This window comes from Thiohalophilus sp., from assembly GCF_046483665.1.
GTDB lineage: Bacteria > Pseudomonadota > Gammaproteobacteria > UBA6429 > Thiohalophilaceae > Thiohalophilus.
Genome location: NZ_JAWOCR010000041.1, coordinates 1 through 12839 on the forward strand (window position 1 = coordinate 1; position 12839 = coordinate 12839).

Annotated in this window: 12 protein-coding genes; 7 read left to right on the top strand and 5 right to left on the bottom strand. The window is 54.2% G+C overall.

What is annotated here, in order from left to right:
* Window positions 1-119: 119 nt before the first annotated feature.
* Entirely contained in the window at window positions 120-617 is a 498-nt protein-coding gene (locus tag R6U90_RS09205) for a GNAT family N-acetyltransferase (RefSeq protein ID WP_410352390.1), read from the top strand.
* Between the two features lie 74 nt (window positions 618-691).
* On the top strand, window positions 692-1006 hold the full coding sequence (locus tag R6U90_RS09210) for a hypothetical protein (RefSeq protein WP_410352391.1): 315 nt from the start codon (window positions 692-694) through the stop codon (window positions 1004-1006).
* Window positions 1007-1092: 86 nt separating this feature from the next.
* Here R6U90_RS09210 and R6U90_RS09215 read toward each other — a convergent pair whose 3' ends face one another.
* Window positions 1093-2715 (bottom strand): ABC-F family ATPase, encoded by a 1623-nt coding sequence (locus R6U90_RS09215; RefSeq protein ID WP_410352392.1) that lies wholly within the window; start codon window positions 2713-2715, stop codon window positions 1093-1095.
* 185 nt (window positions 2716-2900) lie between these two features.
* On the bottom strand, window positions 2901-3479 hold the full coding sequence (locus R6U90_RS09220) for an NAD(P)H-dependent oxidoreductase (protein WP_410352393.1): 579 nt from the start codon (window positions 3477-3479) through the stop codon (window positions 2901-2903).
* Window positions 3480-3633: 154 nt separating this feature from the next.
* Here R6U90_RS09220 and R6U90_RS09225 point away from each other — a divergent pair, with 154 nt between their 5' ends.
* Entirely contained in the window at window positions 3634-4338 is a 705-nt protein-coding gene (locus R6U90_RS09225) for an SIMPL domain-containing protein (RefSeq protein ID WP_410352394.1), read from the top strand.
* Between the two features lie 74 nt (window positions 4339-4412).
* On the opposite strand, the gene R6U90_RS09230 is transcribed toward R6U90_RS09225, so the two are convergent.
* The gene (locus R6U90_RS09230) at window positions 4413-4625 is read right to left on the bottom strand and encodes a DUF2892 domain-containing protein (protein WP_410352395.1); all 213 of its coding nucleotides are present in this window, start codon (window positions 4623-4625) and stop codon (window positions 4413-4415) included.
* A gap of 1155 nt (window positions 4626-5780) precedes the next feature.
* On the opposite strand from R6U90_RS09230, the gene R6U90_RS09235 reads away from it, so the two are divergent.
* Together R6U90_RS09235 and R6U90_RS09240 are read left to right on the top strand one after the other, a co-directional pair.
* Entirely contained in the window at window positions 5781-6236 is a 456-nt protein-coding gene (locus tag R6U90_RS09235) for a TerB family tellurite resistance protein (RefSeq protein ID WP_410352396.1), read from the top strand.
* A 124-nt stretch (window positions 6237-6360) separates the two neighbouring features.
* Window positions 6361-7431, top strand: a complete 1071-nt coding sequence (locus R6U90_RS09240; RefSeq protein ID WP_410352397.1) for a PA0069 family radical SAM protein — start codon at window positions 6361-6363, stop codon at window positions 7429-7431.
* Between the two features lie 316 nt (window positions 7432-7747).
* Here the strand turns inward: R6U90_RS09240 and relA are convergent, their stop codons facing one another.
* On the bottom strand, window positions 7748-9961 hold the full coding sequence (gene relA / locus R6U90_RS09245; protein ID WP_410352398.1) for a GTP diphosphokinase: 2214 nt from the start codon (window positions 9959-9961) through the stop codon (window positions 7748-7750).
* A gap of 146 nt (window positions 9962-10107) precedes the next feature.
* Between relA and R6U90_RS09250 the strand changes: the two genes are divergently transcribed.
* A complete protein-coding gene (locus tag R6U90_RS09250; RefSeq protein WP_410352399.1) occupies window positions 10108-11361 on the top strand; it encodes an adenosylhomocysteinase in 1254 nt (417 codons plus the stop codon).
* Window positions 11362-11370: 9 nt separating this feature from the next.
* Window positions 11371-12036, top strand: a complete 666-nt coding sequence (locus R6U90_RS09255; RefSeq protein WP_410352400.1) for a protein-L-isoaspartate(D-aspartate) O-methyltransferase — start codon at window positions 11371-11373, stop codon at window positions 12034-12036.
* Between the two features lie 321 nt (window positions 12037-12357).
* Here the strand turns inward: R6U90_RS09255 and R6U90_RS09260 are convergent, their stop codons facing one another.
* Window positions 12358-12744 (bottom strand): glutaredoxin family protein, encoded by a 387-nt coding sequence (locus tag R6U90_RS09260; RefSeq protein WP_410352401.1) that lies wholly within the window; start codon window positions 12742-12744, stop codon window positions 12358-12360.
* Window positions 12745-12839: the final 95 nt, after the last annotated feature.

Genomic DNA, 12839 nt, shown 5'->3' on the forward strand with positions numbered 1-12839 from the left:
ATATCGCCTTATAACAAAAAGGGGACGTAGAGATTTAATTTTGACCAATAGAGGTAGAGTAGAGGGAGTGGTTAATAAATAATCCCTACGTCCCCTTTTTATCGCAAACGTTAGGCACTATGGCGATGACTTATAAGATTGAGACTCAAGCACCAAGCTCTTGCACATTTGACCAGCTTCAGCAGTTTGAGCGTCTGGTACTGAGTGGGGGTGAAGTGATTCCGGCAGGCCTTACCGGTCGAATTAACCGTTCATTTCGGCTTGCCTGGGCGCTAGATGGGTTTGAAATCGTTGCTGTCGCGGCGCTAAAGAGACCGAACGAGAGGTATCGCAGCTCAGTTTTTCTCAAATCTGGAACATCCGAGGCCCCGAATAGCTGGGAGGCGGAACTAGGTTGGATTTTCGTTTCTGAGGGGCATCGCCGGAACGGTTTGGCTCGAAGGCTAGTAGCCGCATTGTTTCAAGAGGAGCCAAGCCGCAATGCGTTTGCTACAAGTAGAGAGCACAACGATCCAATAATGCCGCTCTTGGAAGAGTTTGGTTTCGTTATAGAAGGTAATCCGTATGTGTCCGAGAATGGCGAATACAATCTGGTGCTTCATCTTAAGCAGGCCTAACCAGTCGCTCGAGTTCGCTCCGGCCCTGCTCGAGCCCCTGCCGGAGGGGCTTTGTGTTATGCATAAAAAATACAATGATCTCTGAATCGGACTGGAAGAAATTCAAGAAAATCAAAGAAGCGGCTTTGGAGCGCTTCTGCGGGAGTATATTGCAAGATATTTCGGAGGGGTTGACGTGTAGTGATATTCCAACAAACCATGGAAGATATCGTTATTTGTATAAATTAATTGAGAACTACGATAAGCAGATTGCTTTGCTTTTTGATGACCACAGTCGCTCAAAAGCTGCAATACAGCTTATGATGCTACGCGAGGGAGGGTTGGTTGATGAGGCGGATATCCAGGGGTTATCCGATGAGCTCAAAGAGAGCACAAAACCTATGAACTAGGTGTGACATAACTTGGAATGTCAGGTAGCGCTGCGCGCAACCTGACCTACGCCACTGAAATAGCCCTGGTTCCTGGTTTCTAGCCCCTAGCCCCTGGCCCCTAGGCGGGGCGCCACCCCGGCAGTGGCCTGATCCCGCAGATATTCATCGTAAGTCCCACTGAAGTTGGTAATCCCGTTGGGGGACAGTTCGATGATCCGGGTCGCCAGTGAGGAGACAAACTCGGTGTCGTGGCTGACGTAGATCAGCGTGCCGGGGTAGTTTTCCAGCGCCAGGTTCAGCGCTTCAATGGATTCCATATCCAGGTGGTTGGTTGGCTCGTCCATGATCAGCACGTTGGGCTTTTGCATGATCAATTTGCCGAACAGCATGCGACCCTGTTCTCCCCCGGAGAGAGCTTTAACCGATTTTTTGATCTCGTCCTGGGAGAAGAGCATCCGTCCCAGCACCGCGCGCACGGCCTGTTCGTCATCGCCGGGTTGTTTCCACTGACTCATCCAGTCAAATACCGACAGATCGTGACTGAAGTCACTGGCGTGATCCTGGGCGTAGTAACCGATGTTGATGTTCTCTGACCATTTGACAGTACCCCCGTCCGGCTCCAGATCATTGACGAGGGTGCGCAGCAGGGTGGTTTTGCCAATGCCGTTAGGGCCGATGATGGCGATGCGTTCGCCGACTTCGATCAGCAGGTTCAGATTCTCGAACAGGGTCTCGCCGTCGAAACCCTTGCCCAGGTCGTTGACTTCCAGCGCGTTGCGATAGAGTTTCTTGGCCTGGTCGAAGCGAATGAAGGGGCTCTGTCGACTGGAAGGTTTGACCTCTTCGAGTTCGATTTTCTCGATCTGTCTGGCCCGCGAGGTGGCCTGCTTGGCCTTGGAGGCATTGGCGGAAAAGCGACTGACGAAGGTCTGCAGTTCGGCGATCTGGGCCTTCTTCTTGGCGTTTTCGTTCAGCAGCCGCTCGCGGGCCTGGGTGGCGGCGGTCATGTACTCGTCGTAATTGCCGGGATAGACCCGCAGCTCGCCGTAATCCAGATCGGCCATGTGGGTGCAGACGCTGTTGAGAAAGTGACGATCATGGGAGATGATCACCATGGTGCTGTTACGTTCATTCAGCACGCGCTCCAGCCAGCGGATGGTATTGATATCCAGGTTATTGGTCGGCTCGTCCAGCAGCATAATGTCCGGCTCGGCAAACAGCGCTTGGGCCAGCAGCACCCGCAGTTTCCAGCCAGGCGCCACGGCACTCATCAGGCCGCTGTGTTGTTGTTCGGGAATTTCCAGACCGAGCAGCAATTCCCCGGCGCGGGCCTCAGCGGTATAGCCGTCCAGTTCAGCGAACTCGACTTCCAGCTCGGCCACCTGCATACCGTCCTCTTCGCTCATCTCTGGCAGGGAATAGATGCGATCCCGTTCCTGCTTCACCTGCCACAACCGGCTGTGGCCCATAATGACCGTATCCAGAACGGTAAATTCTTCAAACGCGAACTGGTCCTGGCGCAGTTTGCCGACCCGCTCATTCTCGTCCACCGAGACATTGCCGGAAGAGGGGGCCAGATCGCCACCGAGTATTTTCATCAGTGTGGATTTGCCACAGCCGTTGGCGCCAATCAGGCCGTAGCGATTGCCGTTGCCGAATTTGACGGAGATGTTTTCAAACAGGGGCTTGGCCCCAAATTGCATGGTGATATTGGCGGTTGTAATCAAGGGAGACGTCCGGGGTCAGGAGTGTGTAAAGAAGGGCGCGATGATAACACACCCCGCTGCCTGAAAAGAGGGGGCGGGCTAGATATTGGTCTGGCTGAATGGGCAGTTTGTATGCCGGGTCACTTCGGCTGAGGTTGATCGGCGCTGCCGCACCGCTTGCCTGGACGGTTCTTCAAAATACTGATTCAGCGAGCGGCCCGCCCAAGCCGGGCCATTTTCCGCAGCCAGCGCTGGCGGTGGGCGGGGCGGCCCTCGATCATCCCGATGAGGCTCTCGCGCACCGGGTTGATCCCGGTAAATTTAAGGATATTGCGCTCCAGGCTTTTGAGACTGTGCGCGCGGAAAAACCAGCGATAGGCCAGGGCCGGCATGCCCATGGTCACGATGATCCGGGCGGATTTGCCCTTGAGCAGTTTTTTCCAGCGCTGTCCCCCATCCAGTGGCTGCATGGCGAAGCCCGGGCGAAACAGTTGCTCGAAAAACCCCTTCAGTCGCGCCGGCATACTGCCCAGCCACAGGGGATAAATGATCAGCAGATGGTCAGCCTGACGGACCAGCTGCTGACAGCCCTGAATTACCTCCGGTGTCTCACCTGCGTGAAATTCAGCAAAGCTTTTTAACAGCGGGAAATCCAGTGTCGCCACATTGATTGTCTCAACCTCATGACCGGCTGCCCGGGCGGCGTCACTATAGGCGATTTCCAGCGCATGGCCGTAATGCGATGTGTCAGGGTCGGGATGGCCCTGAATAACCAGAATTTTCAAATCATCCTCCTGCGGCTGACTCAAATTGTGGTATTTTGCTGATGGATTATAGTAGCTGGATATTCATTTGGCAGTGCGTATTCGATTGAGTTTATCCGATCCGATGCCGGGTCGGTGCGCTGAAACCGGGGTAACATATTCAAGGAGAAAAATAATGCCGGGACAACGAAGCCTGATGGCCGCGGGCCTGTCGCTGTTATTCTTCTGGCCAGGTGTCATGGTCCAGGCGAACGACAACAGTCATTATGATCGAATTCATCTCTCCGTCTCAGCCCAGGAAGAGGTGGATAACGATACTCTGCTGGCCGTATTGTCGGCGCGCGAGGAAGGCGAGCACCTGCCGACGCTTGCCGATACCGTTAACCGGACGGTTAAACAGGCCATTGAGCAGAGCAAGCAGGTGTCGGCGGTGGAAGTTCGCACTCTGACTTATCAAACCCACCCGCGTTATCAAAAACAACGTTTGATTGGCTGGCAGGTCCGTCAGGCCATCGAGCTGAGAAGCAGGGATATCGAGGCGTTGAGCACTCTGCTGGGCGGTTTACAGAAAACGATGACGCTCGACTCACTGGGTTATGGGGTTTCATCCACCCGTCGGGAAGCCATGGAACAGACCCTGATCAGCCGCGCCATCAAGCAATTCAAACAGCGCGCCGAACATGTGGCCCGTCAGCTGGGGCGCAAGGAGTTCCGCCTGGTCGAAATGGATATCAATACACAGGGGCAAGCGGCACAGCCCAGGGTGATGCGAAGTGTCTCCGCTATGTCGGAAAGTGCGGTCACGGCCCCTGTTGTTGAGCCGGGGACACAGACCCTGAGAGTGACACTCAATGCAACGATCGAGTTAACTGTAAAATAAATAGAAAGAGAGTAAAAGCCGGGCGGGGTCGTCTTTACACCCCGCGCAGCCGTTACAGACAGTTGTGAAGAGGTTTACTTGCCGGGACCTTTGCCCTTGGTTGAAAGCTTCAGGGGCGCATAGGCCGGACAAAAGCCGACAATACTGGTGAGCAGGAACACCAGGGCAATAATACCCAGCACAATGGCCAGGGTGCCCGAAATCACGTCTGTCAGATACAGCGCGGCAATGATAATCGCAATGATAATCCGGATGGCGCGATCGGCAGTGCCCATATTTTGATTCATGTTTCCTCCTGGAATCGTTCTGTTTTGTGTTTCTCCAGTGTAGTGTTTTTCGCGCCAGATGCAATTCCCTGAAAAATACCTGAGTATTTTACTCAAAAATTGACTTATGCATGAATTAAATATCTGAAGTGTCGCTTTGTGTCCCCCGGTCATACACTGCAACAGTCGGGTGTGATTCCCGGCAGAGTGTTGCGCGGTGATAAACACCCATTCTTTCTCAACCATAAGGAACAATAAATGGAAGATAAAGCGGTTAAACGAACCTTGAGTTACCTGTTTGCCGGCTTGTTTGGTTTTTTTGTACTGATGATCGTTCTGGCCCGCAGTATCGTCTATTAAAGACGAAACAGGCCCGGCTGGCGACGTGTTACGCGTTACCTGTCCCGGTCTGTATTTACTTTTATCCTTCCTGTGTATTGGAACTGTGTTTCACACGCCTGTTTGTTTTGAAGGGGATGAGCGATCGATATCGGTGCTGTCCTGCCTTTGAGAAGGCTCGACGAATACTTCCTGACTGTAAGAGTCTTCGAAACGCCGGTTTAATAAATACGGACATCCTGTGAACCGTGCATGAGCCGGTGAAAGGGCGCTACCTGCAGATAAATCGGGTCCTCGTGATTGTCGGGTTCCGGATACACCTCGGGGCATTCCCGGAGGCTTTCATAACCCCTCCGGCATTGCCCACAGGGAACAGGGCGCCGGGATCGCAATCGCTGTACAGCGGGGATAATCCGGCTTCAGTCGATACTCTAATGCATTGATTAACTACCCGGTTGAGAGGAGCAATCCGGGCGTGGGGTTAACGGGAATCATCGCCATCACATATTCGTTCTCCTCTTCTGAAATCACGGATTTGACCAGCTGATCCGGCAGGATATGTGCACGCCTGGACTGTTAAAGCGGGTGTCCATATAGCGGGTGACAGCGCGTAAGCGACGCTCTTTTGGCTCAGATAAGTTTGCAGGGTGCTTGCGATAGCCATGATACACCTCCGTGTATACACGGCGATGTATAGCATGAAAGGGAAGTTGAGTATTGGCTGCGTGTTATAAATCATTGTGTTATACCGGCTTTTACCCTGGCAGGGCATTTGCTAAACTGCCTGCGTACCGAAAATCTTCAACTCATGTCCGGTTATCAAACCATTGATGAATCATGCTAAATGCAATTAAAAAGTTTTTTGAACAAAATCTGTCGCCCGAGCAGACAGAAGATCAGGAACACGCGTTAAAGCTGGCTACCGCCGCATTGCTGATCGAAATGATGCAACAGGACGGCAAGACGACGGATAATGAGGTTCAGGCTGTTAAATCTGCCCTGCAAATCAAATTCGGACTGACCGAATCGGAAACCGAAACGCTGTTCGAGCTGGCCCGGGAAGAGACACGTCAGGCTGTTGACTTCTACCAGTTCACTCGCCTGATTAATGACCATTTCTCGCCGGAAAAGAAAATCAAGGTGATTGAATTCCTCTGGAATATTGCTTATTCCGATAATCATCTTGATGCACACGAAGAACATATGATTCGACGTATTGCTGAACTGTTATATGTTTCCCACAAGGACATGATGAAAACCAAGCACAAGGTTCAGGAAAGCATCACGAGTTGAATCGCTTTCACTCCCCTGGTTTTCTGAGCAGGGAAAAAAGCATTGTGTGACAGGATGTCAGTATGCAACAGGGTCTGGATCGCGCTGCGACCAGGTGATTTGCTGCTGAGCGAGATACGGATCTATGTCAGATAGCACAGTCTCCTTCCGAAAAGGCCGCGGCGCTGGCGGCAATATCGTTTCACGCTTTGTTGAACACAAACGTGAAGTCGTCGATGATGGTTGGGAACAGGAGGAACGCACGCCACGGCGTACCGAGATATTTACCGATAACTGCCGCACAATTATCAGCCATAACGACTCGCCGGATGTCCCATTCACCGCCTCCATCAATCCTTACAAGGGTTGCGAGCATGGCTGCAGTTACTGTTTCGCCCGCCCGACACATACCTATCTGGATCTCTCCGCCGGACTGGATTTTGAAAGCAAGATCTATTGCAAACCCGGTGCCGCACCTTTGCTGGAGACCGAGCTGGCCAGGCCACGCTATACGCCACAGGTGATCGCACTGGGCGCCAATACCGACGCCTATCAACCAATTGAGCGAGACCTGCGAATCACCCGCTCCATTCTTGAAGTTCTGCACGCACATAATCATCCTGTTGCGATCATTACCAAGTCGGCGCTGGTAGAGCGGGATATAGATCTGCTGGCACCTATGGCCGGGATGAACCTGGTCAAGGTGTTTGTGTCCGTGACCACATTGGATCGGGACCTGGGACGACAATTGGAACCCCGTGCCGCAGCGCCGCAACGTCGTCTGGAAACAATACGCCGTCTTCAGCAGGCGGGGATTCCGGTCGGGGTGTTGATGGCCCCGGTTATCCCTGCGCTCAATGACCACGAGATCGAACATCTGCTGGGGGAGTGCGCCGCCGCCGGCGCCGACTCGGCTGCTTATGTCATTTTGCGTTTGCCCCATGAGGTCAAAGATCTGTTTGTCCAGTGGTTGCAGGAACATTATCCTCTCAAGGCCGAACATGTCATGAATCGCGTTCGTGACCTGCGTGGCGGACATGAGTATCGCAGCGAATTCGGCGAACGCATGCGTGGCAGCGGCCAGTACGCCGAGCTGATCGCGCACCGCTTCTCCCTGGCCCGCAAGAAACAGGGGCTAAACCGGCGTAGCCTGGAACTCGACTGTTCCAGATTCCGGGTACCGCCCAAAAGCGGGGATCAGATGGGGTTGTTTTAACAAGAACTTAACGCGGAGGCGCAAAGCAAAGATCTCAACGCAGAGGCAATGCCCTTCGGGCAGGTACGAGTTACGAGTTACGAGGGGCGAGATAAAGCACAGGCTCTGCTCAATCCGCCTTCGGCTTGAACCACTGTTCGGGTTTAAGCTGATGGACTGGACCAGGCGGAGCGGTTCCACACGACACCGGTATGTTGATTCAGGGGAATCAGAATTTCGCAGGCATGAAGAAATGGTTTTAATTCAGCATTCACAATTCAACATTAAAAATATCTCTGCGTTTCTCTGCGTCTTTGCGCCTCTGCGTTAATGATCTTCACTTGGTCTTGCGCCGAACCTCGGTGACGTTGCTCAGCTGGTTGATGCGTGCCAGCACGGTACTCAGGGCGTCGATGTCGGGAACTTCAGCGGTGAGGGTCAAGGTGGCGGTGTGGCTCTGTTTATGTGACTGGGTGCTGACTGCGGTCACATCGATACCGGCATTGGCCAGCAAGGTGGTGATGTCGCGCAACAGCCCCTGACGATCATAAGCCTGGATTTCGATATCCACCGGGTAGCTGCCGCTGGCGCGTTGTCCCCATTCTACTTCAACGAAGCGTTCGGGATGCTCGGCGACGGCGCGCAACACATTATGACAATCACGCCGGTGTATCGAGACCCCTTCTCCCTGGGTGATAAAACCGACAATGGCGTCGCCGGGGACCGGTTTGCAGCAACGGGCGAACTTGGTCAACAGATCGCCGACTCCATGGACTTCAATGCCCGAGGATGCAGGGCGGGCGCGGGGTTTTCTCAGCAGCGGTGCCTCGGTTTCACTTTGGGGGGGCGGTTCGCTGAGTTGGTGTGCCACGGTGGCAATGCGTCCCGGTTTGATATCCCCCCGTCCCAGTGCGGCGAGAAACTCGTCCACCTGTTTGTAACCCATCTGGTTGGCCAGCTTCTCATATTTAATATCGCCAAACCCGAGTCGTTTGAGTTCCCGCTCGACAATAGAGCGTCCATCGGCAATATTCTGTTCCAGGTTCTGCAGCCTGAACCAGCGTTGTACCTGCTGACGCGCTTTGCTGGTCACCAGGTATCCCAGCTGGGGGTTCATCCAGTCGCGACTGGGCCCGCCCTTTTTAACACTGAGTATTTCCACCTGATCGCCGGTATGTAGTGGTTGGGTCAGGGAAACCATACGACCATTGACCTTGGCGCCACGGCAACGGTGGCCCACTTCGGTATGTATCCGGTAGGCGAAGTCCAGTGGGGTGGCACCGGCGGGCAGATCGATGATGTTGCCCATAGGAGTGAAGACATAGACCCGATCGGCAAATACTTCTGACTTGAACTGATCGACAAATTCACCCGCCTCGGCGATGTCCTCTTTCCATTCCAGCAATTGGCGCAGCCATGCGATTTTCTCATCGAATGCCTGATTACTCCGGATGCCTTCCTTGTAACGCCAGTGTGCCGCAATGCCATATTCCGATTCCTGATGCATATCCCAGGTACGGATCTGTACCTCCACGGTTTTGCCTTCCGGACCGATCACCGCCGTGTGAATAGAGCGGTAGTTATTTTCCTTGGGAGTAGCAATGTAATCGTCGAATTCACCGGGCAGATAATTCCATAAGGTATGAACAATCCCCAGGGCTGCATAACAGGCGGGAATTGTCTCGACATAGATACGCACTGCGAGCACATCATAAATCTGATGAAAAGCCTGTTGCTTGCGTTGCATCTTTTTCCAGATGCCATAGATGTGTTTGACCCGACCCTTGACCTCGGCTTCAATTTCAGTTTTATCCAGTTCTGCCTGCAGATGATGTACAAACCGGCTCAGGTAGTGTTCCCGTTCATTGCGACGCTCGGCCAGATGTTCGGCGATTTGTTTGTAATCGGCCGGACGTAGATAGCGGAAGGCGAGATCTTCCAACTCCCACTTGAGCTGCCAGATACCCAGACGATTGGCCAGCGGCGCGAAGATATCCATGGTTTCCCTGGCGATGCGACGCTGTTTTTCGCCGGGCAGGGCGCAGAGCGTACGCATATTGTGCAGGCGGTCTGCCAGCTTGATCAGCACCACGCGAACGTCTTCGGCCATGGCCAGCAACATCTTGCGCAGGTTTTCCGCCTGCAGGTGTTCCTTTTGCTGTTGGGGATCTGCGCCGCGCAGATTGGCGATGATATCCATTTTGGTAACTCCGTCGACCAGACGCGCGACATCCTCGCCAAACTCGCTTTGAATATCTTCCAGGGTAAATCGAGTGTCTTCTACTACATCGTGTAGCATGGCGGCACTGATACTGTTGGCGTCCAGGTTGAGTTCGGTCAGGATCTGCGCCACTGCCAGGCTGTGCATGAAATAGGGTTCACCCGAAGCGCGTTGCTGACCTTCATGGGCTTCGCGGGACAGTGCGGCGGCGCGGCGAATCAGTGTCAGATCGTCGGGGCTGTAGTTGGCTTTCAGGCTCTCCAGCCAGGCATCGATATCCACCGGGCTGTCGGCGGCGATTTCGGGATGTTTGCGACTGACACTGACCATGTTTGTCTCATGTTGGGTGGCGGATTTTCCGGCTACACTTATATTAAAGGATATAGTCCTATAATTTCTATCTGGGTGATGTTTTCCGTCAGTTCAAGAGAGATTACACACCCTGCTGAATACAACCATTAACAACAGGAGTATCCATGTCGGATATTACCCGTCCGGCCCTGGCGGACCAGGGCAGCAAACGTATCGATTGGGCGCTGGCAGAAATGCCGGTGATACAGGATCTGATGCAGCGGTTGGCCGAAGAGCGTCCGCTGGATGGTTTGCGCCTCAGTGGCTGTCTGCATATCACCTCTGAAACCGCCAATCTGGCCCGCACGCTCAAGGCTGCCGGAGCCGATCTGGTGTTATGTGCCAGCAACCCCCTCAGTACCCAGGACGATGTAGCGGCAGCGCTGGTGGAACGGCACGGCATCCCGGTGTTCGCCCGGCGTGGCGAGTCAACTGAAGTCTATTACCGGCATTTGCGCTCTGCCCTGGACCATCAGCCGCAAATCACGCTGGATGACGGCGCCGATCTGATCAGCGAGCTGCATCAAAATCGCACGGATCTGCTGCCGCAGATGCTGGGGGGAACCGAAGAGACCACCACCGGTGTGATCCGTTTGCGCGCCATGGCGGCCGCCGGTGCCCTGCGCGTTCCGGTGCTGGCAGTGAATGACGCCATGACCAAACATCTGTTTGATAACCGTTACGGCACCGGGCAAAGCGCCCTCGATGGTATTATCAGGGCGACCAATATTTTGCTGGCCGGTAAGACCTTTACTGTTATCGGTTATGGCTGGTGCGGACGAGGGGTGGCCCGGCGGGTGGACGGCCACGGAGCGAAAGTCATTGTCTGTGAAGTCGAACCGCTACGGGCTCTGGAAGCGGCCATGGACGGTTACCGGGTGATGCCCCTGCTGGAGGCGGCTCGTCAGTCCGATTTCATGCTGACGGTGACCGGTGACAAGCATGTAATTGATCGGCCGCACCTGGAAGTTATAAAGGACGGTTGTGTGATTGCCAATGCCGGTCATTTCAATGTGGAGATCAACCTGGAGGCATTGCAGGCAATGAGTCGCGATAAACAGCGGCCGCGTGAGCACGTGGAGGAGTATTGGTTAGCGGACGGTCGTCGGGTTCGTCTGCTGGCGGAGGGTCGCCTGGTAAACCTGTCTGCCGCCGAGGGGCACCCCTCGGCGGTGATGGATATGAGTTTTGCCAATCAGGTGCTGGGTGTGATTCATCTGGCACAACAACAGACGCAGCTGGGCCCGGGAGTGCATAGTGTACCGCAGGAAATAGACCAGCGAGTTGCCCGGCTGAAACTGGCGGCCATGGCGATCGATATCGATACTCTCACCGATGTGCAGCAGGCCTACCTGGCCAGCTGGCAGGAAGGAACCTGAGACAGCATCATGGCCGATACCTGGCAGCAGATGCTCGACACGATCGCCACCGAAGCCCGATACACGGCCAGCATGACCGGGCGGACGCAGTTCAGCGAAGCCGTGATGCAGGCAATGTCAGAAGTGGATCGGTCCGCATTCGTTCCGGCGGTCAATCGCGAACAGGCCTATGATAACGGGCCACTACCCATTGGCAACGGTCAGACTATTTCCCAGCCCTATATCGTTGCATTAATGACAGACTTACTGGAGTTGACGCCCGACAGCGTGGTACTGGAAGTAGGAACCGGCTCGGGTTATCAGGCCGCAGTTCTGGCGCAACTGGCCCGACAGGTCTATAGCCTGGAGCGCATCCCGGAGTTGGCCGAGGTCGCCCGAAAACGGTTTGCGGATCTCGGTGTTACCAATATCGAGGTGCGTTGTGCCAATGGCTGTGACGGCTGGCAGGAGAAGGCGCCGTTTGACGGTATCATCGTAACCGCGGCGGCCAGTGAGATTCCGCCGGCATTGATCGAACAGCTCGGACCGGGCGGCCGGCTGGTGATCCCGGTGGGACCGCCCTGCAGTTATCAGGAATTATTGCAGGTCACACGGGAACCGTCCGGGGATATTCACAGGCGCAGGATTCTCGGCGTCGCCTTTGTTCCCCTGATCAACGATCAAAAATACGAATGATGTTACGCGCCACTGAACCATGATTAAACCCTGCTATATCGCCGCTTTTGTCGGTGAGATATAACCCGATTGTGGATTTTGCAAAGTACGGTGTTGGAAAGTGGTTGTTTTTGAAGTAGAAGGAAAAGCTTATCTCTCGCAGAGACGCCAAGGCGCAGAGAAATCTGATTTTCGCATTCTCAACGCCTCTGCGTCTTGGCGAGAGTATGATAGCCGGCTAGATGGAGTGCCTCCTTGCACTTTTTGCCTGACATAGCCTCACCGGAGGGATTTCATCAACCGACCCGCTTTGCGGGTAGGGGCTGATTGCTGATTCGTTATTCAGGCGAAACGCTGCTGCAGATAATCGATAATATCGTCCGATTCGTACAGCCAGCGCACCTGGCCGTCATCTTCGCTAATGCGCAGGCAGGGGACTTTGATTTCACCGCCACCTTCGAGCAGTTCCTGCCGGTGCTCCGGATTTTTCAGGGCATCGCGTTTTCCAATATTCAGTGACAGTCGTTTGGCGGCACGGCGGACCTTGATACAAAAGGGGCAGGTGCGAAACTGGTATAGCGCCAGCTTGCGGGTCTGTTCGTCAACCTGTTGTTGCTCTTGTTCCGAGCGCTGGATACCACGCGGCGCGGTGAGCTTGTCCGTCAACAGCATAATCGGCCCGAGCAGTGCGCGCAGACCCTTGAAAAAATAACGTATCAACCACTTCATAATTACGTCTTTGTAAGAGAAAGGGGACACAGCATAACAAATCCCGCCCGGATACGAAATTGAGCGAGATGGTCACTATAATTATGCATTACTGC